General features: G+C 43.6%; 23 protein-coding genes and 1 pseudogene. 22 read left to right on the forward strand and 2 right to left on the reverse strand.

What is annotated here, in order from left to right; all coding sequences use genetic code 11:
• Positions 1–115: 115 nt before the first annotated feature.
• Positions 116–379, reverse strand: a complete 264-nt coding sequence (gene rpsT, locus BM126_RS08305) for a 30S ribosomal protein S20 (RefSeq protein ID WP_071350734.1) — start codon at positions 377–379, stop codon at positions 116–118.
• 278 nt (positions 380–657) lie between these two features.
• On the opposite strand from rpsT, the gene gpr reads away from it, so the two are divergent.
• The 13 genes from gpr to deoC all read left to right on the forward strand — a co-directional run bounded on the left by gpr (position 658) and on the right by deoC (position 16,421).
• On the forward strand, positions 658–1,776 hold the full coding sequence (gene gpr, locus BM126_RS08310) for a GPR endopeptidase (protein WP_090989084.1): 1,119 nt from the start codon (positions 658–660) through the stop codon (positions 1,774–1,776).
• Positions 1,777–1,892: 116 nt separating this feature from the next.
• Positions 1,893–3,068 (forward strand): stage II sporulation protein P, encoded by a 1,176-nt coding sequence (gene spoIIP / locus BM126_RS08315; protein ID WP_371261430.1) that lies wholly within the window; start codon positions 1,893–1,895, stop codon positions 3,066–3,068.
• Between the two features lie 21 nt (positions 3,069–3,089).
• Entirely contained in the window at positions 3,090–3,425 is a 336-nt protein-coding gene (locus BM126_RS08320) for a YqxA family protein (protein WP_090989086.1), read from the forward strand.
• Between the two features lie 751 nt (positions 3,426–4,176).
• The gene (lepA, locus tag BM126_RS08335; RefSeq protein WP_071350728.1) at positions 4,177–6,012 is read left to right on the forward strand and encodes a translation elongation factor 4; all 1,836 of its coding nucleotides are present in this window, start codon (positions 4,177–4,179) and stop codon (positions 6,010–6,012) included.
• An 87-nt stretch (positions 6,013–6,099) separates the two neighbouring features.
• Positions 6,100–7,230, forward strand: coding sequence for a radical SAM family heme chaperone HemW (gene hemW / locus BM126_RS08340; RefSeq protein ID WP_090989089.1), 1,131 nt, complete (start codon positions 6,100–6,102; stop codon positions 7,228–7,230).
• Between the two features lie 102 nt (positions 7,231–7,332).
• A complete protein-coding gene (gene hrcA, locus BM126_RS08345; RefSeq protein ID WP_090989090.1) occupies positions 7,333–8,364 on the forward strand; it encodes a heat-inducible transcriptional repressor HrcA in 1,032 nt (343 codons plus the stop codon).
• Between the two features lie 84 nt (positions 8,365–8,448).
• The gene (gene grpE, locus BM126_RS08350; RefSeq protein ID WP_090989091.1) at positions 8,449–9,030 is read left to right on the forward strand and encodes a nucleotide exchange factor GrpE; all 582 of its coding nucleotides are present in this window, start codon (positions 8,449–8,451) and stop codon (positions 9,028–9,030) included.
• Between the two features lie 45 nt (positions 9,031–9,075).
• A complete protein-coding gene (dnaK, locus tag BM126_RS08355; RefSeq protein ID WP_090989092.1) occupies positions 9,076–10,911 on the forward strand; it encodes a molecular chaperone DnaK in 1,836 nt (611 codons plus the stop codon).
• A 358-nt stretch (positions 10,912–11,269) separates the two neighbouring features.
• Entirely contained in the window at positions 11,270–12,409 is a 1,140-nt protein-coding gene (dnaJ, locus tag BM126_RS08365; protein ID WP_090989094.1) for a molecular chaperone DnaJ, read from the forward strand.
• Between the two features lie 17 nt (positions 12,410–12,426).
• On the forward strand, positions 12,427–13,368 hold the full coding sequence (gene prmA / locus BM126_RS08370; protein WP_090989095.1) for a 50S ribosomal protein L11 methyltransferase: 942 nt from the start codon (positions 12,427–12,429) through the stop codon (positions 13,366–13,368).
• A 63-nt stretch (positions 13,369–13,431) separates the two neighbouring features.
• Positions 13,432–14,181: a 16S rRNA (uracil(1498)-N(3))-methyltransferase gene (locus BM126_RS08375; protein ID WP_090989096.1), complete on the forward strand. Its 750-nt coding sequence runs from the start codon at positions 13,432–13,434 to the stop codon at positions 14,179–14,181.
• 5 nt (positions 14,182–14,186) lie between these two features.
• Positions 14,187–15,539 (forward strand): tRNA (N(6)-L-threonylcarbamoyladenosine(37)-C(2))-methylthiotransferase MtaB, encoded by a 1,353-nt coding sequence (gene mtaB, locus BM126_RS08380; RefSeq protein ID WP_090989097.1) that lies wholly within the window; start codon positions 14,187–14,189, stop codon positions 15,537–15,539.
• Between the two features lie 210 nt (positions 15,540–15,749).
• Positions 15,750–16,421: a deoxyribose-phosphate aldolase gene (gene deoC, locus BM126_RS08385; protein WP_090989098.1), complete on the forward strand. Its 672-nt coding sequence runs from the start codon at positions 15,750–15,752 to the stop codon at positions 16,419–16,421.
• Positions 16,422–16,510: 89 nt separating this feature from the next.
• Here the strand turns inward: deoC and BM126_RS08390 are convergent, their stop codons facing one another.
• Positions 16,511–17,437, reverse strand: a complete 927-nt coding sequence (locus BM126_RS08390) for a Na/Pi symporter (protein WP_090989099.1) — start codon at positions 17,435–17,437, stop codon at positions 16,511–16,513.
• A gap of 214 nt (positions 17,438–17,651) precedes the next feature.
• Between BM126_RS08390 and rpsU the strand changes: the two genes are divergently transcribed.
• The 9 genes and pseudogenes from rpsU to yqfD all read left to right on the forward strand — a co-directional run bounded on the left by rpsU (position 17,652) and on the right by yqfD (position 24,796).
• Entirely contained in the window at positions 17,652–17,825 is a 174-nt protein-coding gene (gene rpsU, locus BM126_RS08395) for a 30S ribosomal protein S21 (protein ID WP_028391853.1), read from the forward strand.
• Positions 17,826–17,839: 14 nt separating this feature from the next.
• On the forward strand, positions 17,840–18,286 hold the full coding sequence (locus tag BM126_RS08400) for a GatB/YqeY domain-containing protein (protein ID WP_090989100.1): 447 nt from the start codon (positions 17,840–17,842) through the stop codon (positions 18,284–18,286).
• Positions 18,287–18,784: 498 nt separating this feature from the next.
• Positions 18,785–19,155 (forward strand): annotated as a pseudogene (gene tnpA, locus BM126_RS08405) (IS200/IS605 family transposase).
• A complete protein-coding gene (locus tag BM126_RS08410; RefSeq protein WP_256213049.1) occupies positions 19,156–20,208 on the forward strand; it encodes a transposase in 1,053 nt (350 codons plus the stop codon). It begins immediately after the preceding pseudogene.
• A 217-nt stretch (positions 20,209–20,425) separates the two neighbouring features.
• Positions 20,426–21,718, forward strand: a complete 1,293-nt coding sequence (locus tag BM126_RS08415; RefSeq protein WP_256213029.1) for an NfeD family protein — start codon at positions 20,426–20,428, stop codon at positions 21,716–21,718.
• A 42-nt stretch (positions 21,719–21,760) separates the two neighbouring features.
• A complete protein-coding gene (gene floA, locus BM126_RS08420; protein ID WP_071350750.1) occupies positions 21,761–22,747 on the forward strand; it encodes a flotillin-like protein FloA in 987 nt (328 codons plus the stop codon).
• A 13-nt stretch (positions 22,748–22,760) separates the two neighbouring features.
• Positions 22,761–23,243, forward strand: coding sequence for a hypothetical protein (locus BM126_RS08425; protein ID WP_090989103.1), 483 nt, complete (start codon positions 22,761–22,763; stop codon positions 23,241–23,243).
• Between the two features lie 62 nt (positions 23,244–23,305).
• A complete protein-coding gene (yqfC, locus tag BM126_RS08430; RefSeq protein WP_071350714.1) occupies positions 23,306–23,590 on the forward strand; it encodes a sporulation protein YqfC in 285 nt (94 codons plus the stop codon).
• An 18-nt stretch (positions 23,591–23,608) separates the two neighbouring features.
• A complete protein-coding gene (gene yqfD / locus BM126_RS08435) occupies positions 23,609–24,796 on the forward strand; it encodes a sporulation protein YqfD (RefSeq protein ID WP_090989104.1) in 1,188 nt (395 codons plus the stop codon).
• Positions 24,797–24,798: the final 2 nt, after the last annotated feature.

The raw sequence follows: 24,798 nt of genomic DNA on the forward strand, positions 1-24,798 counted from the left end.
TGGGGGCTGCAATGCTTGTTAATAATGAATAATGCAAAAAGGTGACGGCCATATGGCTGTCACCTTTTTGCAGCGTGAAAAAAACGACCCGGGTGGATCGTTCATTGAGCATTCATTAAGCGTTTAAAGAGTTAAGTCTTTTCGTTAAACGAGATTTTTTACGGGCTGCCGCATTTTTATGGATTAATCCTTTAGATGCAGCCTTGTCTAATTTTTTAGAAGCAGCTAATAGAGCTTCTTTTGCATTGTCTGCACTGTTAGCTAATGCAGTTTCAGCGACTTTCACTGAAGAGCGCATGTTAGACTTTACAGTTGCGTTTTGAGCGCGGTTAGTATCGCTTGTTTTTACGCGTTTAATTGCAGATTTAATGTTTGGCATTCCGTTCACCTCCTACACAAGAAATCGAGATTATATGAACTCGACTTTTCAAATCTATACCAAATAGCACAAGTGATATTTTATCAGACTGCTCCCTATAATGCAATACTCTGAATCAGAATCGAAAAGGAATTATTTTTTTAAGACCAAGCTTTATCTCGTTACATATCATTGTATCAAAAGAATCGAGAATAAAAAAGCAATATCGGAAGAATGTTTATAAGAAAGTATGGAGAATACTAGATTATATTCTTTTACAGATGGGAGAACAAGCTTTGATGAAAAAGAAATTGGATGTTAGCCAATATTCAGTACGGACAGATCTTGCTGTAGAGGCAAGGGAGCTTGTCATGGACAAGAATGGAGTTGCGGGTGAAAAAGATGTTTCTCATATTGAAGGTGTCATCATTAAGGAAAAGGATGTTGATGACCTGAAAATTTCTTTGATAGAAGTAACAGCTGAAGGCGAAAAGCATATTGGCAAAAAGCCAGGCAGCTATTTAACGATTGAAGTACAGGGAATCCGGCAGCAAAATACGGAAACCCAGCGTAAGGTAGAGCAAGTATTTGCTAGTGAGCTTGGAAGTTTTATAAAAGGAATGGGCATCACAAAAGACAGCAGCTGCCTTGTAGTCGGACTTGGGAACTGGAATGTGACTCCTGATGCTTTAGGGCCGGCAGTAGTGGAAAATCTTGTGGTTACCAGGCATTTATTTCAGCTTCAGCCGGAATCCGTCGAGGAGGGATACAGGCCAGTAAGCGGTATTGCTCCTGGAGTTATGGGAATTACAGGTATCGAGACCAGTGATATCATCCTTGGGGTGATTGAAAAAAGCAAGCCGGACTTTCTCATTGTGGTGGATGCGCTCGCCGCACGCTCTCTTGAGAGAGTCAATGCCACAATCCAGATTTCAGATACAGGCATTCACCCAGGCTCTGGAGTTGGAAATAAAAGAAAAGAGCTCAGTAAAGAATCGCTGGGAATTCCAGTCATCGCTGTAGGTGTGCCAACTGTAGTGGACGCGGTTACGATTACGAGTGATACGATTGACTATATTTTGAAGCATTTTGGCAGCGAGCTAAAAGAGGGTGACAGGCCGTCAAGGGCACTCGCTCCTGCAGGGTTCAGTTTTGGGAAAAAGAAAAAACTGACTGATGAAGATTTGCCTGATGAACAGCACAGGCAGACCTTTTTGGGCATCATTGGCACCCTTGGAGAAGATGAAAAAAGGAAACTTATCCATGAAGTGCTTTCGCCTATCGGACATAATCTGATGGTGACGCCTAAGGAAGTGGATGTATTCATAGAGGATATGGCCAATTTACTAGCGAACGGATTGAATGCAGCCCTCCATGAAGCCATCAACCAGGGGAATACTGGCTACTATACGCGCTAAAGAGACTAGCTTTTTCAAAAAACCCGTTCTACTTCTTCTAGTATCTTCATAAGCATTACTAGACAAGCTTTAGAAAGGGTGACAAAGAAAAGATGCGAAGAAACCGGCATATAGGTATGATCACAGTTATCAATGGCTCAACGATTATTAAGGGTTTTCTTTCGATTCTGGTTCTGCTTCTTTTCATTTTTTCGGCGAGCGGGGTTCTCACATCTCTGCGGCCAGAATATAGGATTTCATCCGGTTCGGTAAATTCGGTTGCCAACCAATTTTCAGGAAAAATGCTCTTCTCCATGCTGGCGAGCGAAAATCATTACTTTTTTAACGCACTCCCTGGTGGAGAGCCTGCTGTTAGCGTGACTCCCCAGCTTTTAAAGCTGACAACTAATATTTCCATGGATGACCCCAGAAGCCTTCTAGGCAGGGAGCTGCCAGGCTTCTCGATATTTGATACGGAAATCCTTGTAGCAGGAAAAGGGACAAACTATACCAATATGCCTTATGAATCATCGCCTCCAGGTGATGTAGCGGAAAATGGAAAGGATGCTGCACTCCAGAATGTGGATCAAATAAAAGAACCGCAAAAGCAGGCATCCCAGGATCCTAAGATGACCACTGGCGGGCGAAAAGTGGTTTTGATATATAATTCGCACAACAGGGAATCCTTTCTGCCTTATCTCAAAGGTGTGACAGATCCGAATATGGCGAGCCATTCAAAAATCAATGTAACCAAGCTGACTGATAAGCTTGTACAGGATCTAAATGATAAGGGAATAGGATCACAGGCCAGCAAAACAGATATCCTTGCAAGGCTTAATCAAAAAGGTCTGAAATATTCCAGGTCCTATCAGGAGGAAAGAGGCGTCTTGCAGACGATGATCGCCTCCAATAAGAATCTTCAGTATTTTGTCGATATCCACCGGGACTCGAGGCGCAAAAAAGACACGACTATTGTACTGAACGGAAAAAGCTATGCCAAGATTGCTTTTGTAATTGGAGGGAAAAATGCCAATTATGAAAAAAACGCTGCACTCGCAAGCAAGATGCATAAGGCGCTTGATAAAAAATATCCCGGATTATCAAGGGGAGTGCTGCTGAAAAAGGACAAGGGCGACAATGGTGTGTATAACCAGGATCTTTCCTCGAATGCCATGCTTATTGAAATTGGCGGAGTGGATAATAATTTCGATGAAATGTACCGGACAATTAATGCCTTTGCAGATGCATTCAGTGAAATTTACTGGGATGCTAAATCCGTAAGCGGATCATCAGGCAGTCCGGCAGCAAAATAACCGCAGAAAGGAGCTGTTTCCATGTTTCGGTTTTCAATGAAATGTCTAGGCGTAACACTTATCTTATTCCTTGGGGTCCTGATCGGCATGCAGTATGCCAATCAGGGAATGAAAACGATGAAAGGCTTCAATGACCCTAAGCTGTACAGTGCATTCACAGTGAAGGAATCCAAAAAGGGCAATATGGAAGCAGCCATTCTCGGCGAAAAAGTAACCAGCCACGACCTTGAAAAAAAGAAAGAAAAGCTCCAGCAGCTTAAAGCCTACAATGTTTTTTCATCGGCAGGAAAGCAGCTGTCCCAATCTTTGACAAGTCTCTTTGAAAAAACGGCAGATAAAATAGGCGGCACCCGCTGAAAAAGCTGGAATCAGAAACCACTTGTGATATTGGTTTCTTTTTTTTGAAAGGGGGCTGATTTACGCTTCAGGATGCTCGCTTTCCGCGGGGCAGGCGGTGAGCCTCCTCGGCTTTGCCTGCGGGGTCTCACCTTTCCTGCTGATCCCGCAGGAGTCTCGCACCTTACGCTCCAATCAGCTCTGTTTAATAATGTGATTGCCTTACAAAACTTATTAAAAACTTCAATATTCAAGAAAGGCTGTTTTCGTAAACTGTGTGCTGAACAAGGGGGCTGATTTCCGGTTCAGAAAGCTCTTGTTCCTGTTAGCCCCTTTCTTCAGCGCCTAGCTTGCTGTGCAAAAGACCGCCTGTGCCAGGAAGGCAAAGAGCAGCCTTCTGGTCCCGTGCGCCTATTTGCTTCGCAAGCTGGACAGGCGCTTCCGCTTTTCTTGTTGTCTGGCTTCAGCGCCTAGCCTGCTGTGCAAAAGACCGCACGTGCCAGGAAGGCAAAGGGCAGCCTTCCAGTCCCATGCGCCTATTTGCTTCGCAAGCTAACAAGGCGCTTCCGCTTTTCTTGATGTCTGGCTTCAGCGCCTAGCTTGCTGTGCAAAAGACCGCATGTGCCAGGAAGGCAAAGAGCAGCCTTCCAGTCCCATGCGCCTATTTGCTTCGCAAGCTGAACAGGCGCTTCCGCTTTTCTTGTTGAATCTCTCTTTTTGTACTGCTATAATCAAAAATAGTGCATTGTGTCGACAAGTAGGAGTGAATGTTATGAATAGAGAAGAAAAGTTAAAGAGGCAATCTAAAATTCGTAACTTTTCGATTATTGCTCATATTGACCATGGTAAATCTACATTGGCGGATCGTATTTTAGAAAAGACGAACGCTTTGGCTCAGCGCGAGATGAAGAGCCAGCTTTTGGATTCGATGGATCTTGAGCGTGAACGGGGAATTACGATTAAATTAAATGCTGTTCAATTAAGATATACAGCCAAGGATGGAGAAGAGTATATTTTCCATCTGATTGATACACCAGGGCATGTAGACTTCACTTATGAAGTATCGCGAAGCCTTGCTGCCTGTGAAGGAGCGGTCCTAGTTGTGGATGCTGCCCAGGGAATTGAGGCGCAGACTCTGGCCAATGTGTATCTGGCTTTGGATAATAACCTGGAGATTATCCCGGTTATCAATAAGATCGATTTGCCAAGTGCCGATCCTGAACGGGTCCGCGGCGAAATTGAAGATGTAATCGGACTGGATGCGAGCGATGCTGTTCTTGCCTCTGCAAAAGCAGGGATTGGGATTGAAGATATCCTTGAGCAGGTTGTGGAACTTGTTCCTGCCCCGCAAGGCGATCCGGAAGCACCTTTGAAGGCGCTGATTTTTGACAGCTTGTATGATGCTTACCGCGGAGTTGTTGCATACATCCGTATAGTTGAAGGCTCTGTTAAAGTCGGCGATAAAATTAAAATGATGGCGACGGGAAAAGAATTCGAAGTCATCGAGCTAGGGGTTTTCACTCCTAAAGCTAAGCAGCTGGATGAATTGACTGTGGGAGATGTAGGTTTCCTGACAGCTGCCATTAAAAATGTCGGCGATACTCACGTGGGGGATACGATTACAGGTGCCAAGAATAGCGCTGCTGAAGCACTGCCCGGCTACCGTAAATTGAACCCGATGGTATACTGCGGTTTGTATCCGATTGATTCAGCCCGTTTCAATGATTTAAGAGATGCACTGGAAAAGCTTGAATTGAATGATTCTGCGCTTCAGTTCGAACCGGAAACCTCCCAGGCCCTAGGCTTCGGATTCCGCTGCGGATTCCTTGGACTTCTTCATATGGAAATTATCCAGGAGCGTATTGAACGCGAATTTAAAATTGATTTGATTACAACAGCACCAAGTGTAATTTACGATGTTATCTTAACGGATGGCACGCAGCTGAAGGTGGATAACCCTTCCAATATGCCGGATCCCCAGAAAATAGACCGTGTGGAAGAACCTTATGTAAAAGCGACAATGATGGCACCTAATGAATTCGTTGGGGCGATTATGGAGCTTTGTCAGAATAAACGGGGAAATTTCATCGATATGCAGTATATGGATGAAAACCGTGTCAGCATTGTATATGAAGTTCCGCTTTCTGAAATTGTTTATGACTTCTTTGATCAATTGAAGTCCAATACAAGGGGTTACGCTTCATTTGATTATGAAATGATTGGCTATAAAACGTCCAAGCTTGTGAAAATGGATATCCTATTGAATGCAGAAACAGTTGATGCCTTAAGCTTTATTGTCCACAACGATTTCGCCTATGAACGCGGCAAGCTGATCGTTGACAAACTTAAAGCATTGATTCCAAGACAGCAATTCGAGGTGCCGATACAGGCTGCCATCGGGCAAAAAATTGTAGCACGTTCAACAATCAGCGCCATGCGTAAAAACGTGCTGGCAAAATGTTACGGCGGAGATATTTCCCGTAAACGTAAATTGCTTGAGAAGCAAAAAGAAGGTAAAAAGCGGATGAAGCAGGTTGGTTCCGTAGAAGTGCCGCAGGAAGCTTTCATGGCGGTTCTGAAAATGGACGACACGACTCCGAAAAAATAAATAAGCCAAAAGAGAGGTTAGACCGGTCACAACTGACATCTAGCCTCTTTTTCTATCTTGTAAGCCAGACTAAAAGGTGTGATAACAATGATTAAAAGTGCATATCTTCACATTCCGTTTTGTGAGCATATTTGCCATTACTGCGATTTTAATAAAGTTTTCCTGCAGGGGCAGCCTGTAGATGAATATCTGAAGAGCATGAAAAAAGAAATGGAGCTCTCCCTCCGCAAATACACGGCCGGCAATCTTGACACTATTTTCGTCGGTGGAGGGACTCCTACTTCCTTAGATGAAAAACAGCTGGAATATTTGTGTGCATCTATTAAAGAAACCCTTCCTTTTAACGAAAATACTGAATACACGTTTGAAGCCAATCCTGGAGATTTATCGGCTGAGAAGCTGAAGGTGCTTTTTGACTCAGGTGTAAACAGGCTAAGCTTTGGGGTGCAGAGCTTTAATGATGAGCTATTAAAGAAGATTGGCAGAACACACAGGGCTTCAGATGTTTATGAAACACTTGAAAAAGCCAGAGCGGCTGGTTTTACTAATATCAGCATTGATTTAATATACGGTCTTCCGGGGCAGGAAATGGAAGACTTCAAAGATACTCTGAATAAGGCGATGGAGCTTTCGCTTCCTCACTTTTCAGGATATTCATTGATAGTTGAGCCAAAAACTGTTTTTTACAACCTTATGCAAAAAGGAAAGCTCAATCTGCCGCCGCAGGAACTGGAAGCACGGATGTATGAGGTGCTGATGGAAACGATGGGCAAGCATGGCCTCCGTCAATATGAGATTTCGAACTTTGCAAAGCCTGGTTTTGAAAGCAGGCACAATCTGACATACTGGAATAATGAAGAGTATTTCGGTTTTGGGGCAGGGGCTCACAGCTATACATCAGGGAAAAGAATTGCCAATTACGGACCTCTGAAAAAATACATGACCCCTATTGCAGAGGGAGAATTGCCTGCAATGGAGGAGCATACTGTTTCTATAAAAGAAAAAATGGAAGAAGAAATGTTTTTAGGCCTCCGAAAAGCAGAGGGCGTTTCACTTGCGCATTTCAGGGAAAAGTTTTCTGTAGAAATGAAGGAGATTTTCGGGAAACCGCTCGAAGAACAATTATCAAAAGGGCTGCTGGAAGAAAGAGCCGGCACCGTCCGTTTGACCCAACAGGGAAAGCTGCTGGGCAATGAAGTCTTTCAATCATTTTTATAAGAAAAAAGAAATGTTTATCCGTTGACATCATTGGCTTCATTTGTTAATTTATTAGTAGTATTAGCACTCAGTGGTATAGAGTGCTAACAGAGGTGATCAAACATGTTAACTGATCGTCAATTGCTGATCCTGAAGGTTATTATCGATGACTTTATTAGAAATGCTCAGCCGGTAGGCTCGCGAAGCTTGTCAAAAAAAGAAGAAATCACCTTTAGTTCAGCGACAATCCGCAATGAAATGTCGGATCTTGAAGAACTGGGCTTTATAGAAAAAACTCATACTTCTTCAGGGCGTATCCCGTCTGAACAAGGGTATAGATACTACGTGGATCATCTTCTCCACCCGCAAAGGCTTAAGAAGGATGACAGGGCAATGCTGCAGTCCATATTTGCCGAGCGGATTTATGAACTGGAGAAAATTGTCCAGAAATCGGCAAAGATCCTTTCTGAATTGACAAGCTATACAAGCATTGTGCTGGGCCCGAAAGTGAAGGATAATAAGCTACGGAAAATCCAGATTGTCCCTATCAGCCAAGATACGGCTATTGCCATTATCATAACGGATACAGGGCATGTGGAAAACAAGATGATTTCCCTGCCGCCGTCCTTCGATTTGAATGAAATTGAAAAGATGGCGAACATCCTTAATGACAGGCTGGCCGGAGTGCCGCTTGCAGAGCTGAAGGACAAAATTTATAAAGAAGTTGCTGTGCTTTTGAGGCAGCATATCCATGATTACGGTACAATTGTATCGTCTCTGGCAGATACCTTTGCGGTTTCCGAAGCCGGGAAAATCTTTTTTGGCGGCAAAACCAATATGCTGAAGCAGCCTGAATTTCATGATATCGAAAAAGTGACATCACTGCTTTCGATGATTGAACAGGAACAGGGAATGTATGATTTGATCAAACAAAACCCTGCTGGCATCCATGTGAAAATCGGCCGGGAAAATAATAATACAGCACTTGATGACTGCAGCCTGATTACTGCCACTTACTCAGTGGGCGAGGAGCAGGTTGGCACAATTGCAATCCTGGGACCTACAAGAATGCAGTATTCACGTGTTATCAGTCTATTGGAATTTTTCTCGAATGACATGACCGCACTTTTGACAAGATTGTATCAAAACCATTAGCAAAGGCAATATTGGTAGGGGGATGAATATCCTCCCTGCTTAATATTCCTAGCATATAAACAACCCTTTTAGGGAGGTGAAATTGTGACAGAAGAAAGAAAGAACGAATCAACTGTTGAAAACGAGACAGTTGCAGAAACTGAGGCTGATGCTATATTTGCAGAAGGTGATGTTCAGGATGAAAATCCCCAAGCATCTGAAGAAACGACGGATTCATCCGCTAAAATCGCTGAATTGGAAGCGAAGATAGAGGAAATGGAGAATCGATACCTTCGCCTTCAGGCTGATTTTGACAATTCACGGCGCCGTTCGAAATTGGATTTTGAAGCGGCTCAAAAATATAGAGCTCAAAACCTTGCTTCTGAACTTCTTCAGGCCCTTGATAACTTTGAAAGAGCCATTAAGGTGGAAGCGGATAATGAGCAGACTAAATCCTTACTTCAAGGCATGGATATGGTGCATAAGGGCATTTTAGCTGCACTTAAAAAAGAAGGCGTTGAGCCGATTGAATCAGTTGGAAAAGAATTTGACCCCCACTTGCACCAGGCTGTAATGCAGGTAGAGGATGAAAATTTCGGATCCAATGTGGTTGTGGAAGAGTTCCAAAAAGGATACATGCTAAAAGATCGGGTCCTTCGCCCTGCTATGGTCAAAGTGAACGGATAATCCGATTATGAGTGGTTACATACGAAAACGGGAGGTAATGGAAAAATGAGCAAGATTATTGGTATTGACTTAGGTACAACGAACTCTTGTGTCGCTGTACTGGAAGGCGGCGAGCCTAAAGTAATTCCGAATCCGGAAGGCAACCGCACAACTCCTTCAGTTGTTGCGTTCAAAAATGGGGAAAGACAGGTCGGTGAAGTTGCAAAACGCCAATCGATCACAAATCCTAATACAATTATCTCAATCAAACGCCATATGGGTACAGCTCATAAGGTAGAGGCAGAAGGAAAAGAATATTCTCCTCAAGAAGTTTCTGCAATCATCCTTCAGTATTTAAAATCATATGCTGAGGAATATCTTGGAGAAAAAGTTACAAAAGCAGTTATCACGGTTCCTGCTTACTTCAATGACGCTGAGCGCCAGGCAACTAAGGATGCAGGGCAGATTGCCGGACTTGAAGTAGAGCGCATCATCAATGAACCGACTGCAGCAGCACTTGCATACGGTTTGGATAAAACAGAAGAAGACCAGACAATTCTTGTTTTTGACCTTGGCGGCGGTACTTTCGACGTTTCCATCATGGAGCTTGGCGATGGTGTATTTGAAGTTAAAGCGACTGCAGGGGATAACAGACTGGGCGGAGACGACTTTGACCAGGTTATCATCGACTATCTGGCTGCTGAATTCAAAAAAGAAAACGGCATTGACCTTTCTAAAGATAAAATGGCTCTTCAGCGTTTAAAAGATGCTGCTGAAAAAGCGAAGAAAGATCTTTCAGGCGTTACTTCAACACAAGTTTCACTTCCTTTCATCACAGCTGGAGAAACAGGACCTCTTCACCTTGATGTGAATCTTACAAGAGCGAAATTTGATGAACTTTCTTCAAGCCTTGTAGAACGTACAATGGGACCTACTCGCCAGGCACTTAAGGATGCAGGCCTTTCACCATCTGATATCGATAAGGTTATCCTTGTCGGCGGATCTACCCGTATTCCTGCCGTTGTGGAAGCAATCCGCAAAGAAACTGGAAAAGAGCCGCATAAAGGCGTAAACCCTGATGAAGTAGTAGCAATGGGTGCTGCAATCCAGGGCGGAGTGCTTACAGGCGATGTGAAGGATGTTGTTCTTTTAGATGTAACACCTCTTTCACTTGGAATCGAAACAATGGGCGGAGTATTCACAAAATTGATCGACCGCAATACAACGATTCCTACAAGCAAGTCACAGGTATTCTCAACTGCTGCAGATAACCAGACTGCTGTTGACATCCATGTGCTTCAGGGTGAGCGCCCAATGGCTGCTGACAACAAAACACTTGGCCGTTTCCAATTGAGCGATATCCCGCCGGCACCACGCGGAATCCCTCAGGTCGAGGTTACATTTGATATTGATAAAAACGGTATTGTAAATGTTCGTGCCAAAGACCTTGGTACAAACAAAGAGCAGGCCATCACAATCAAATCATCATCAGGCCTTTCTGATGAAGAGATCGACCGCATGGTACGCGAAGCTGAAGAAAATGCGGAAGCAGACAAAAACCGCAAAGAAGAAGTTGAACTTCGCAACGAAGCAGATCAGCTAGTATTCCAAACTGAAAAGACTTTAAAAGATCTTGAAGGCAAAGTGGATGAAGCAGAGGTTGCTAAAGCAAACGAAGCGAAGGATGCTTTGAAAGAAGCCATCGAGAAAAATGAAATCAGCGATATCCGTGAAAAGAAAGATGCACTTCAGGAAATCGTGACTAATCTTTCTGTGAAGCTTTATGAAGAAGCTGCAAAAGCCCAGCAGGCTGCTCAAGGCGGAGCTGACCAGCAGGGAAATGGCGACGATAACGTAGTGGACGCTGAGTACACTGAAGTTAACGACGACGATAAAAAATAATTCAGCTAAAAAAAGCTGAATTGACTACCATTAAAAAAGTCAAAGTCAGGGTTTCTTGGCTTTGGCTTTTTTTAAATGATACGTATTGTTTATCTCTGCAGGTGCGGAATCCAATGGTGGGCTGCCGGCCAAAGTCCCCTGGCCTGAAAGCGGTTTTCCAAATGGCGGTAAGATACAACCGGGAAATGGTTAATTTTCCCTTTAGCTGGAAATGGATGAAGCTGTATGCATATGATAAAGGGTCCTGTGTTAAATGTTGGGCGCAGTCATTTGCCGTGCTTACTTTTTACCTTGCACTTTAACTTTGAAAAATGATAATATTATCTTTATGTGAAACGGATCGGGAGTGGATTAATCTATGAGTAAACGTGATTTTTACGAGGTATTGGGAGTGTCGAAAAGTGCTTCCAAAGATGAAATAAAGAAAGCATACCGCAAGCTTTCCAAACAATATCATCCTGATATTAATAAAGAAGCAGATGCGGCAGACAAGTTCAAGGAAATCAAGGAAGCTTATGAAGTACTGAGCGATGAACAAAAGAAAGCCCATTACGACCAGTTTGGACATACAGACCCTAATCAGGGCTTTGGCGGTTTTGGCGGCCAGGACTTTGGCGGCGGCGGTTTTGGCGGGTTTGAAGATATCTTCAGCACGTTCTTTGGCGGCGGCGGTGGCGGCAGAAGGAGAGATCCAAATGCACCAAGGCAGGGTTCAGATCTTCAATACACCATGACTCTTTCTTTTGAAGAAGCTGTTTTTGGCAAAGAAACGGAAATTGAAATCCCGCGTGAAGAAAATTGCGATACTTGCCACGGAACAGGTGCAAAGCCTGGCACTAAGGTTGAGACATGTTCGCACTGCCACGGAACAGGGCAGCTGAATGTAGAACAAAATACACCAATCGGGCGGATTGTGAATCGCCGCACCTGCCATCATTGCCAGGGAACTGGAAAGATCATTCCGAATAAATGTTCAACATGCCACGGAGCAGGCAAGGTACAAAAACGTAAAAAAATCAGCGTAAAGGTTCCGGCTGGTATTGATGATGGCCAGCAGCTGCGCGTTTCAGGCCAGGGCGAACCAGGTGCAAACGGCGGTCCTGCAGGAGACTTATACGTCGTATTTAACGTTCGCGGTCATGAATTCTTCGAGCGTGACGGAGACGATATTTACTGTGAGATGCCAATAACCTTTACTCAAGCAGCTTTGGGTGACGAAATAGAAGTACCAACCCTGCATGGCAAGGTAAAGCTTAAAGTTCCTGCCGGGACGCAAACAGGCACTCGTTTCCGCTTGAAAGGAAAAGGTGTTTCCAATGTCAGGGGTTATGGCCAAGGAGACCAGCATGTGGTCATTTTGATTGTTACACCGAAAAAATTAACTGATAAACAAAAGCAATTGCTTAGGGAGTTCTCTGAAATCAGCGGTCAATCTGCACCTGATGAACACGAAGACGGCTTCTTTTCAAAAGTAAAGCGTGCCTTTAAAGGCGAATAAGGGGAGAGTTTTGCAATATGAAGTGGTCAGAACTAACAATCCACACAACAAATGAAGCAGTAGAGCCAGTTTCCAATATTCTGCATGAAGCAGGTGCCAGCGGGGTCGTCATTGAGGACCCTGCCGATTTGGTAAAAGAACGGGAAAATGTTTTCGGTGAAATCTACCAGCTAAATCCTGCGGACTATCCGCAGGAAGGTGTAATCCTGAAAGCCTATCTGCCTGTCAACAGCTTTCTCGGCGAAACGGTAGAGGAGATCAAGGACGCAATCAATAATCTTCTCCTTTTTGATATCGACCTTGGAAGAAATTCTATTTCAATCAGTGAAGTGAATGAAGAAGAGTGGGCAACTGCCTGGAAAAAGTATTATAATCCCGTAAAAATTTCGGAAAGATTTACAATCGTTCCGACATGGGAAGAATATACACCAGTCAAGAGCGACGAACTTATCATCGAGCTTGATCCGGGAATGGCATTTGGAACAGGTACACACCCTACGACTGTTATGTGCATCCAGGCACTTGAGCGAACAGTAAAGCCTAATGACAGGGTTGTGGATGTCGGCACAGGCTCTGGTGTTCTGAGTATTGCGGCGGCTATGCTAGAAGCCCAAAAGGTTCAGGCGCTGGATCTCGATATCGTTGCTGTTACTTCAGCAAAGCTGAACGTGAAGCTCAATAAGGTGCAGGATATTGTTTCTGTCACCCAGAACAATTTGCTTGATGGCATCGACGAAGCCGCTGATGTGGTTGTTGCCAATATCTTAGCGGAAGTCATCATTAGATTTACTGATGATGTAGCTAAAGCAGTAAAACCAGGCGGATATTTTATCGCATCAGGAATCATTCAGGCTAAAAAGCAGGATGTAAAGGATGCAATTAGCGCCTCCGGATTTACCATTGAGGAAACGATTCTAATGGAAGACTGGGTTGCGCTGATTGCCAAGAGAAATCATTAAAGCGCATCTCCGGCTTTTTTTCGACAAACGGGAAATTCTATTACTAAAAAAGCGGGTGCCAGCATGCAGCGTTATTTTTTGAGGAAATGTGATGTTGAAGGAAATACTGTAACCATTTCCGGAGATGATTTTCATCATATTACCCGTGTCATGAGAATGGAAGCAGGCTCAAAAATTATTGCGGTTACAGAGGATGGACAAGCAGGTGTTTGTGAAATAACAAATATTGCCAGCGATTCGGTGATCGGTAACGTTATAGAATGGAAGCATGAAGAAAAAGAACTGCCCGTTTCTGTAACCATTGCGAGCGGTCTGCCTAAAGGGGATAAATTGGAGTATATCGTCCAAAAAGGCACGGAACTAGGTGCAGCAGAGTTTATCCCTTTTATTGCGGCCCGTTCCGTCGTAAAATGGGATCAAAAAAAAGCCGGCAAAAAAACAGAGCGCCTGCAGAAAATTGCAAAGGAAGCGGCTGAACAATCGCACCGCACAATTTTGCCGAATGTGCAAGAACCAGTTTCTCTTACGGAGCTTGCGAACCTTGGTGGATTCCATGTGAAGCTGATAGCATTTGAAGAAGAAGCAAAGCGGGGAGAAACCAGCATATTAGCCTCATTACTTGGCAAGGCAGAGCCCGGACAGAGAATTTTATTTGTCTTTGGTCCTGAGGGCGGCTTGTCAGAGGCTGAAATTGAAAAGCTAAGCGCTGCAGGGTTTATTTCTTGCGGGCTTGGGCCAAGGATATTAAGGACAGAAACAGCACCGCTATATGCATTAGCGGCTGTATCTTATCATTTAGAATTATTGAGGTGATGAAAATGGCAACTGTCGCTTTCCATACATTGGGCTGCAAAGTAAACCATTATGAAACAGAAGCCATTTGGCAGCTATTCAAAACACAGGGCTATGACCGTGTGGAATTTGAATCTCCTGCAGATGTTTATGTAATCAATACATGCACGGTTACCAACACCGGCGATAAAAAGAGCCGTCAGGTCATCCGCCGTGCCATCAGAAAAAATCCTGATGCCGTTATCACGGTGACCGGCTGCTATGCGCAGACTTCACCTGCTGAAATTATGGCAATCCCGGGCGTTGATATTGTTGTCGGCACACAGGACCGGACCAAGATGCTTCAATACATCGAGCAATATAAACAAGAGCGCCAGCCGATCAATGGAGTAGGCAACATAATGAAAAACCGGGTTTATGAAGAATTGGATGTTCCTGCTTTTACTGACCGCACCCGTGCGTCCCTTAAAATCCAGGAAGGCTGCAATAATTTCTGCACATTCTGCATTATTCCTTGGGCACGCGGCCTAATGCGTTCACGCGATCCTAAGGAAGTCATTCGCCAGGCACAGCAGCTTGTTGATGCAGGTTATAAGGAAATTGTGCTTACCGGCATTCATACGGGAGGCTACGGTGAAGACATGAAAGATTATAATCTAGCCATGCTTCTCCGTGACATGGAAGAACAGGTGGAAGGATTAAAGCGGATCAGGATTTCTTCTATAGAAGCAAGCCAAATCACTGACGAAGTGATTGAAGTGCTGGCAAAATCCGATAAAGTTGTCCGCCATCTGCATATCCCTATCCAATCGGGTTCTGATACTGTCCTTAAACGCATGAGACGGAAATATACAATGGAATTCTTTGCAGACCGTTTAGATAAGCTTAGACAGGCCTTGCCTGGGCTTGCCATTACATCGGATGTCATTGTAGGATTTCCTGGAGAAACGGAAGAAGAGTTCATGGAGACATTTTCTTTTATTGAAGAACAGAAATTTTCTGAGCTTCATGTTTTCCCTTACTCCAAACGTACAGGTACGCCGGCAGCGAGAATGGAAGACCAAATTGATGAAGAAGTGAAAAATGAGCGTGTTCATCGTTTGATTGCCCTTTCTGATCAGCTTGCAAAGGAATATGCTTCACGCTTTGAAGGTGAAGTACTGGAAGTGATTCCCGAGGAACGTTTTAAAGAAGCTCCTGAGAGCGGATTATACGAAGGCTATTCAGATAACTACCTGAAAGTGGTTTTCCCGGCATCGGAAGAAATGGTCGGCAAAATCGTAAAGGTCAAGGTGACAAAAGCTGGATATCCTCACAGCGAGGGCCAATTTGTTACAGTTATTGAGAACAGTCCTTTAAAAGAAGCCGTTCTTGGCTAAGAAATCACCTATACGATAACCCCCAACAGGATTGAATGGACCGCTTACAATCCTGTTGGGGGTTTTTGTTTTGGATAGATGAATATTAGTGAAAGCGTGTTTAATATTATTTTTTGGGTAATATGTAAAGAGCCTCGTCAATTTATCTTAAACATGTTATAGTTGAGAGGTACGTACATCTCAATAGCTGTTTTTGAAAGGAGTTTCACTATGAGCCAAAATGTAGCAGGCATAATAGATCACACGCTGTTAAAGGCAGATGCAACAAAAGAACAAGTAAGAATTCTATGCGAGGAAGCTAAAGAGCACCATTTCTTTTCTGTCTGCGTAAACCCGACATGGGTCAAATATGCGAGCGAATTGCTTCAAGGTTCAGACGTTAAGGTTTGTACTGTAATCGGTTTCCCTTTAGGAGCCAACACACCTGAAACGAAAGCGTTTGAAACGAAGAATGCAATTGAAAACGGTGCACATGAGGTTGATATGGTCATTAATATCGGCGCTCTGAAAGACAAAGACAATGAAGCGGTGAAAAAAGATATCCAGGCAGTTGTTGCAGCTGCAACTGGCAAAGCACTGACAAAGGTTATTATCGAAACTTCTTTGCTTACTGAAGAAGAAAAAGTGCGCGCTTGTGAAATTGCTGTTGAAGCAGGTACTGACTATGTGAAAACCTCAACTGGTTTCTCAACTGGCGGAGCCACTCCGGAGGATATCGCATTAATGAGAAAAACAGTAGGACCGGATATCGGCGTCAAAGCTTCAGGCGGCGTGCGCAATACTGAAGATGCCAATAAAGTAATCGAAGCAGGAGCAACCAGAATTGGTGCTAGTGCGGGTATTGCGATCATTAAAGGGCTTACTTCGGACTCTGACTACTAAGATAACGATAAGAAAAGCGTGAACGGGGGCATTTTGCCTGCCGCACGCTTTTTTTGTTCAAATTTATTTCTCTGCAGATGATAAACCTTCTAAGTACGGGGCTTATGAAGAAATAAAATAAAACGGGCATAGTGGTGCGAAAAGGGAAGAACAATGATTGAAGTTGCTGCATTAAACAGAACACTTGCATGGGCCAGCTGTGTTTCCTTGGCATCGGTAAGGTATGCTGAAGCCTGCTGAAGCTGGTGAATAAAAGGAAAAAACACAAGCACTCCGATAACATTGAGCCAGATATGTGCGTAAGCTGTAAAAGCTGCTTCCTTTCCTGATCCGATGCTTGCCATGTATCCAGTAATGCATGTCCCGATATTTGAGCCCAGCATGATGGCAATGGCAGTCTCTACATTCAGCTGATTTCCCATCAAAAAGCTCATGGCAATTCCTATTGTGGCTGAGCCTGAATGTATGAGCGCTGTTAGGACCATCCCGATCAGCAGGGCCAGAAACAGGTTTTTTTCCATGGTATGAAGTACCTGATTTACAGCGGGATAAGCTGTAAGGGTGCTGGAAAGCATTTTAAAACCGCTCATAGCGGCAAAGATGGAAGATATTCCGATGAAGGCCATGCCAAGGCTCCGGGCCAGTGATTTTGGGATGAACAGGAGCATAGTGCCTAAAACTATTCCGGGAATGATAATGCGGTCAAGTGAAAAGGACATGAATTCAGCGGTAGCCGTAGATCCTATATTAGTTCCAAGGATAATGCCGATTGTCTGCGGAAACGTCAGGCTTCCTGCAGATACGAGACCAACCGTCATGACCATAACTGCGGAACTGCTTTGAAGAATGCCGGTAATAATGGTTCCCGAAAGAAAACCTTTCCAGGGAGCATCTGTGACTTTGGATAGAAATTCTTTTAATTTATCTCCTGAAAGCTGAAATAAGCCCTTTCTTAGCACAAGCATCCCTAATAAAAACATTCCGATATACAGGGAAAAAAGCAGTAAAACATGCAAGCCGCCTCACCTCTTATAACCAGTGTATGGACAAGTTGATCATCCAATGACTGGTTTTTAACACCTGTAACACAGGGAACATTTTGGCGGGAAGCGAAGAAGTTTCACAATTTCAGTTGACCTGCCTTTGGGCTTATATTATAATGGTTTAGTACATGTTATAGCATGTTGACAACTATGATTTATTGTGTTGTTCTCGGAGGGAGGGAAAGAGATGTCTAAAACCGTCGTTCGTAAAAACGAATCGCTTGAAGATGCTCTTCGTCGTTTCAAACGTACTGTATCTAAAGCAGGATCGCTTCAGGAAGCACGGAAGCGCGAATTTTATGAAAAGCCAAGCGTAAAACGCAAGAAAAAGTCTGAAGCTGCCAGAAAACGTAAATTCTAAGAGAGGGTGGAATTATGAGTCTTCTCGAGCGTTTAAATAATGATATGAAACAAGCGATGAAGGACAAGGAAAAGGATAAACTCTCTGTCATCCGCATGCTTAAAGCTTCCCTTCAAAACGAAGGAATTAAGCTTGGCAAGCAGGAAATGACAGCAGAAGATGAATTGACAGTGCTCTCTCGCGAATTAAAACAACGCAAAGACTCCCTCCAAGAGTTTGAAAATGCAGGTCGAATCGATCTCGTGGATAAAGTCCGAACCGAAATAGGATACGTTGAGGCATATATGCCAGAGCAACTTTCAGAGGATGAAATTTCTTCAATTGTTGCATCAACAATTGAAGAAGTTAACGCATCATCTAAAGCTGATATGGGTAAAGTTATGGGAGCGCTTATGCCGAAGCTAAAAGGCAAAGCGGATGGTTCAATCGTTAATAAACTGGTGCTTGAACGCCTTTCATAATTCTATACCTGACTATAAACCGCAGGCAATGCAAATTGTCTGCGGTTTTTTAGTAAAGAGAAATGAATGAATATTCACTTATTTTATCCCTTTGAATTATGGGTTTTGTTTTCTGAATCCAGCTTCAGCGCCTAGCCCGCTGAGGCCTGCAGGATGCAGGTCATGAAGGCGTTTCTGCAGGATGCAGAGGGTTTAGCCTTCGGTCCCTAAAAGATGCTTTGACCTAAGAAGGAAAGCCGCCTTCTGAGTTCAATGTCCTATTTGCTTAGGCCCCAGGATGGGGGTCACAAAGACGTTGCCGCAGGACGCGGCGCTCTTAGTCTTTGATCCTCTGCCAGGCGCTTACGCTTTTATTATTCATGAAACTTTTTTGTTTTACAGATTTCCCGAACGGGAATGCCCACTCCTTTAGGTGTGGTGCTTCAAGTATCTGAAAGTTCTACTTAACTTCATTAATATTCCGTGGTAGTTTAATTATAAAACTAATACAATAAATGGATGAATGAGTATAGAAGAACAAACACAACCGTATCATTAATTAACTATCATTTTGTCTTTTGTCCTCGATACAGAAGAAAAATATTCATTCGTGGTGATGTAGAGACACGCTTCAAACAGTTGGTAAAGGAAATATGTATGTTTCTAAACGTCCTGCCAACACTTAGCCCTGCCGATACGATGGCAAAAATTAAAGGAGTGACATCAAAAAGTTGAGAGAGGAATTTCCTCATCTTCAACACCTGCCAAGTTTATGGACACGTTCGTATTTCGTTTCTACCGTAGGAAATGTATCAAGCGAAACCATCAAGCAATATGGGAACAACAAAAAACAAGGGAGTGAAACAATGCTGCAAACGCTAACAGTCTAGATTAAATTGCTTCCAACTAAAGAACAAATTCAATTATTAAAACAAAGCAGCCACGAATACATTAAAGTGATTAACACACTTGTAATAGAAATGGTTGAAGCAAAGAAAAGCACAAAGAAAACAACAAAAGATGTGCCTGCAATTCTGCCGAGTGCGGTTAAAAATCAAGCGATTAAAGACGCTAAAAGTGTGTTCCAAAAAGTAAAAAAAGCTAAATATCAAATCGTACCTGTATTAAAGAAACCTGTTTGCGTCTGGAACAATCAAAACTATTCTTTTGACTTCACGCATATTTCGATTGCGTTTATAGTGAACGGCAAATCAACTCGCTTGAAGGTTCGAGCGTTGCTCGTAGATAAAGATAACCGTAATTTTGATTTGTTGAAACACAAATTAGGCACACTTCGTATCACGAAAAAATCAAATAAGTGGATTGCCCAAATATCTGTCACCATCCCTCTAGATGAGAAACCAGGGACCAAAATTATGGGTGTAGATTTAGGTTTAAAAGTCCCTGCTGTTGCCGTGACAGATGATGAAAAAGTACGTTTCTTTGGCAATGGCAAGCAAAATAAATATATGAAGCGGAAGTTTCGCACCGCACGCAAGAAATTAGGCATTAAAAAGAAATTGAGTGCAATTCGACAACTTGATGATAAAGAACAAAAATGGATGAAAGACCAAGATCATAAAGTAAGTCGTGCAATCGTCGATTTCGCAAAAGACCATAATATTTCTGTCATTCGTTTAGAACAACTAACGAATATCAGACAGACGGCAAGAACAAGCCGTAAAAACGAAAAAAATCTCCACACCTGGTCATTTTATCGCTTGGCTCAATTTATTGAATACAAAGCAGCTCTAGTCGGCATTCGCGTAGAATACGTGAACCCCGCCTACACAAGTCAAACGTGCCCAACTTGTACAGAAAAGAATAAAGCCAAGGACAGAAAATATGTTTGTAATTGCGGATTCAACAAACACAGAGATCTAGTCGGTGCAATGAATATTCGTTATGCACCTGTGGTTGATGGTGACAGTCAACCAGCCTAAGATGCTACACGCACTGTCTTAGGAGGGGTAATGAGATACCCTCACCTTGAAGGCTGTTCAAAACAGAAATGGACTGCGAACGATAAGTCATTCAAGAATCCCACCCGCCACACAGCAAGGTGTAGGGCTTGCGGCTTTAGCCGTGGGAGTCTCAAATACGTAATAAGTAGGTAGGCAGGAAAAGTGAAAGGAGGAGCTGCTTCTGAAAAAGGCATTGGTGTTCTTTTTATTTCTGTTCATTCTAATCCCCTCATATTTTTCTTCACATCAAGCTGAGGCTAAAGGCAAGCCGGTTTATATTGTCCCTATTGAAAATACTGTTGAAGACGGTTTGTATGTCTTTTTGTCCCGTGCTCTGGACAAGGCAGAAAAGGATCATGCCAGTCTTGTAATCTTTGAAATCAATACGCCTGGCGGTCTGGTGGATTCTGCCGGGAAAATAGCGAAAATTCTGGGAAATACACCTCTTAAAACCGTTGCATATGTGAATAACCGTGCATTATCGGCTGGCGCCTATATTGCGCTTAATGCGGATCAAATTTATATGGTTCCAAGTGGCGTTATGGGGGCAGCGGCTGTTATCGATTCTGCTGGGAATACGGCAGGGAAAAAGGCGCAGTCATACTGGCTGGCAGCCATGAAAACGGCTGCTGAACAAAATGGGCGCAACCCTCTTTACGCTCAGGCGATGGCAGATGAAAATGTTGATTTGCCTGAATATGGAGCTGAAAAAGGAAAACTTCTCACCTTTACCTCGTCACAGGCTGAAAAAGCTGGCTATAGTGAAGGGACTGTTTCAGGAAAAAATGAACTATATGAAAAGTTGGATATCACTGCTGCAGATGTGAGGCCAATCGATGAAAATGTTGGTGATAAACTGGCGAGATTCATCACAAATCCGGTCGTAGTCCCGATTCTTTTGACTATTGCTTTACTTGGCATTGTAATTGAATTATTTACGCCGGGATTTGGTATTCCTGGCATCATTGGAACCATCTCCATTGTGCTGTTTTTCTATGGCCATCTTGTTGCCGGAATGGCTGGTTATGAATCTATCGGCTTATTTGCAGCGGGAGTCGTCCTTTTGCTTCTCGAGCTGTTTGTGCCTGGAGGGGTCATTGGCGCCTTTGGGCTGGCCGCTATCGTCGGCAGCTTATTTTTGGCCGCAGAAAGTGCTGTTGCCATGGCCATTTCACTGTTAATTGCACTGGCGGTATCCGTTATTGCAGCCATACTATTTGTAAAGGTGTTTGGTAAAGAAATGAAATTTTTCAAAAAAATCATTTTGAATGATTCAACGAATACAGAACAAGGATATATTTCGAGTCCGGACCGCTCCGACCTTCTCGGGCAAACGGGCATGACCCTTACAGATCTGCGCCCTGCCGGCACTGTGCTTATCCAGGAGGAAAGGGTAGATGTGGTGACAGAAGGCGGGTTTATTTCAAAAAACTCGGCTGTCAGGGTCGTTAAAACAGAAGGATCGCGAATTGTTGTAAGAGAGATATAAAATAAACAATCTTGACTAACAGGAAGGATGAAGACGTTGGAAATGACTTCTGGAACAATTTTTTTATTGCTGATTATTGTGGCTGCAGTTATTGTTTTAGCTGTTCTGCTTACTTTTGTGCCAGTTATGCTCTGGATCTCGGCCCTTGCGGCAGGAGTGAAAATCAGCATATTCACGCTTGTGGGAATGAGGCTGCGCCGTGTTATTCCTAGCAGGGTGGTTAATCCTCTGATCAAGGCTCATAAAGCGGGGCTTAGTGTAACGACAAACCAGCTGGAAAGCCATTATCTTGCAGGAGGGAACGTAGACCGGGTGGTAAATGCACTTATCGCTGCCCAGCGCGCGAATATCGAGCTTCCTTTTGAGCGTAGCGCTGCCATTGACCTGGCCGGCCGTGATGTATTGCAGGCTGTACAAATGAGTGTTAATCCTAAGGTCATCACGACTCCGTTCATAGCAGGGGTGGCGATGGACGGAATTGAAGTAAAGGCGATTGCACGGATTACTGTACGTGCGAATATTGACAGGCTGGTAGGGGGTGCGGGTGAGGAAACCGTCATAGCCCGTGTCGGCGAAGGCATTGTATCGACCATTGGTTCTTCTGAGAATCATAAAAAGGTACTGGAAAACCCTGACATCATTTCAAGGACCGTTCTATCTAAAGGGCTGGATTCCGGTACGGCATTCGAAATTTTGTCAATTGATATTGCTGATGTTGAAATCGGCAAAAATATCGGTGCCATCCTGCAGACAGACCAGGCAGAGGCGGATAAAAAGATTGCTCAGGCAAAAGCGGAGGAGCGCCGCGCTATGGCTGTGGCACTTGAACAGGAGATGCTTGCACGCGTGCAGGAAATGAGAGCTAAAGTGGTGGAATCAGAAGCTGAGGTGCCTTTAGCTATGTCTGATGCATTAAAGAATGGAAACATTGGCATTATGGATTATATGAACTATCAAAATCTTTCTGCAGATACAGATATGAGAAATTCTATCAGCAATGGGACTAAAGATCCTAAAGATAAAAAGTAAGGGAGGCGTTTAGATGCATTCCTTAACCGATTTGATCTTAAATAATATCTGGAGCATTATTGTTCTGATTGGAATCATTTCTTCTGCTGCCGGGAAAATAAAAAAAAGCACAGAAAAGCATTCGGCTGAAGGGCATAATAACCGGAAGCGAATAAGCAGGAAAGAACCTGCAGGGATGCAGGAGGAAGTATACGAGAAACAACAGGTGCAAAAACCCCTTTCTGAAGCATTAAGGGATGAAAGCGCCCGGGAAGAACTTGCGAGACTTTCGCAGCAGGACGCCGCAATACGTCAAAGGCGAATGGCGGAAAAAATGATGTCTGTGCGCCCGTCAGCTATCAGAGATGAATCCAGCCCGGTGTATAGGCAGGATTTAGCCTTTACAAGGGAAAAACTCGCGGAAGGGATTATACTTGCCGAAGTTCTGGGTCCGCCTAGATCGAAGCGTACACTTCGGCAGGTGCGCAGTACTGCGGGTCATGGCCGGCGAGGATAGAAAAAATTGTGCTAGAACCCCTTTTCATTTCATACATTGAGATGAAAGGGGGTTCTTTTTTTATGGCGCGAAAATGGGGGCAGAAACTAAAACGGCTAATGGTGCAGACCATGGACCTACCGCAAGATGTCATGATGGACCTGCCGCGCATTACAATTATTGGCCAATTACATATTTATATAGAAAATCACAGAGGACTCCTGACTTTTACAGATACAGAAGTAAGGCTGATGTTGAAAAAGGGGCAGCTTTTGATAAAAGGAAATGCCTTTGTTATTAAAACGATTTTACCTGAAGAAATCATGCTTCAAGGAACGATAGATAAGGTTTATTTTATCAATGAGTGAGCTTGGGGGAGGAGACCCATGAAAAATCAATGGACAAACAAGTATAAGGGCTATGTCAAGGTAAAAGCGTATGGCCGGGGGATAGAGCGTCTTATTAATACGCTGACCAAACAGGGCATTCCGATATGGGATGTCAGGCGCTCGGGAACAGATGAAATCCTTTTTTTGATGGAATTCAAGGAGATTTCCCGGCTCAGGCAGGCGGTAAGGAAAAGTGACTGCAAGGTGAAATTCGAAGGAGGATTCGGAGGGCCGTTTTTTTTGAAACGCATGAAAAAAAACAGCGGATTTGTTGCAGGCCTTTTTGCTTTTTTGTTTTGCATTTTCATGCTGTCGAATATGGTTTGGGGCATACAGATTCATAATGCCAAGCCCCAGACCGAGCATGCTATCCGCAAAGAGCTGGACAGGATGGGAGTCAAGATCGGCAAGGTGCAATTTTTTGTGGATGATCCGGAGACCATCCAGCGCAAATTATCGGACCGTATCAGTGCCTTGACATGGGTGGGAGTGGAACTGAAGGGGACAACCTTCCATTTCCAGGTTGTAGAAAAGAAACAGCCTAAAGCTGTGAAAAAAACTTCTCCGCAAAACCTGATTGCCTCAAAAAAAGCTGTTATTACTTATATGTTTGTGGAAAAGGGACAATCTATGGTTAAAGTGCATGATTATGTGGGCAAGGGACAACTGCTGGTCTCCGGCTTCATCGGAAACCCTGAAAGTCCGAAGATTGTTCCGGCAAAAGGAGTAATCATGGGTGAAACGTGGTATAGAGCTACAGCAGAGGTTCCTTTGGCAACTAAGTTCTCCGTCTATAACGGAGACGAAAATGTCCGGCACTATCTGAAGCTATGGAATATCTCCATTCCTGTCTGGGGATTTAAAAATCCCGGATATAAGAAATATGTAGAAGAAGAAACAGTCAAGCCTTTTCATTTCCTCCAATGGGAACTCCCTTTTTCCTATAAAGTAAAAACAAAGCGGAGCAAAGAGGAAATTACCCGCACTTATACGGAAAAAGAAGCAGTGGCAAAGGCAATGGCAGATGCAAAAAAACATTTGGAGAAAAAGCTACCTGAGGATGCCAGGATAACTGGGGAGAAAATTTTGCATGAAAGCATAGACAATGGTAAAGTAAAATTATCTATTCATTACCAGGTAATTGAAAATATTGCAGCTGGACAACCAATCATTCAAGGAGACTAACG

This window comes from Bacillus sp. OV322 (assembly GCF_900112495.1).
In the GTDB taxonomy this organism is placed as follows: Bacteria; Bacillota; Bacilli; order Bacillales; family DSM-1321; genus Peribacillus.

Bases quoted from the DNA above. Each gene is read 5' to 3' on its own strand.
- rpsT (WP_071350734.1), bottom strand. From the start codon at position 379: ATGCCAAACATTAAATCTGCAATTAAACGCGTAAAAACAAGCGATACT.
- gpr (WP_090989084.1), top strand. From the start codon at position 658: ATGAAAAAGAAATTGGATGTTAGCCAATATTCAGTACGGACAGATCTT.
- spoIIP (WP_371261430.1), top strand. From the start codon at position 1,893: ATGATCACAGTTATCAATGGCTCAACGATTATTAAGGGTTTTCTTTCG.
- BM126_RS08320 (WP_090989086.1), top strand. From the start codon at position 3,090: ATGTTTCGGTTTTCAATGAAATGTCTAGGCGTAACACTTATCTTATTC.
- lepA (WP_071350728.1), top strand. From the start codon at position 4,177: ATGAATAGAGAAGAAAAGTTAAAGAGGCAATCTAAAATTCGTAACTTT.
- hemW (WP_090989089.1), top strand. From the start codon at position 6,100: ATGATTAAAAGTGCATATCTTCACATTCCGTTTTGTGAGCATATTTGC.
- hrcA (WP_090989090.1), top strand. From the start codon at position 7,333: ATGTTAACTGATCGTCAATTGCTGATCCTGAAGGTTATTATCGATGAC.
- dnaK (WP_090989092.1), top strand. From the start codon at position 9,076: ATGAGCAAGATTATTGGTATTGACTTAGGTACAACGAACTCTTGTGTC.
- dnaJ (WP_090989094.1), top strand. From the start codon at position 11,270: ATGAGTAAACGTGATTTTTACGAGGTATTGGGAGTGTCGAAAAGTGCT.
- prmA (WP_090989095.1), top strand. From the start codon at position 12,427: ATGAAGTGGTCAGAACTAACAATCCACACAACAAATGAAGCAGTAGAG.
- BM126_RS08375 (WP_090989096.1), top strand. From the start codon at position 13,432: ATGCAGCGTTATTTTTTGAGGAAATGTGATGTTGAAGGAAATACTGTA.
- mtaB (WP_090989097.1), top strand. From the start codon at position 14,187: ATGGCAACTGTCGCTTTCCATACATTGGGCTGCAAAGTAAACCATTAT.
- deoC (WP_090989098.1), top strand. From the start codon at position 15,750: ATGAGCCAAAATGTAGCAGGCATAATAGATCACACGCTGTTAAAGGCA.
- rpsU (WP_028391853.1), top strand. From the start codon at position 17,652: ATGTCTAAAACCGTCGTTCGTAAAAACGAATCGCTTGAAGATGCTCTT.
- BM126_RS08400 (WP_090989100.1), top strand. From the start codon at position 17,840: ATGAGTCTTCTCGAGCGTTTAAATAATGATATGAAACAAGCGATGAAG.
- floA (WP_071350750.1), top strand. From the start codon at position 21,761: ATGACTTCTGGAACAATTTTTTTATTGCTGATTATTGTGGCTGCAGTT.
- BM126_RS08425 (WP_090989103.1), top strand. From the start codon at position 22,761: ATGCATTCCTTAACCGATTTGATCTTAAATAATATCTGGAGCATTATT.
- yqfC (WP_071350714.1), top strand. From the start codon at position 23,306: ATGGCGCGAAAATGGGGGCAGAAACTAAAACGGCTAATGGTGCAGACC.
- yqfD (WP_090989104.1), top strand. From the start codon at position 23,609: ATGAAAAATCAATGGACAAACAAGTATAAGGGCTATGTCAAGGTAAAA.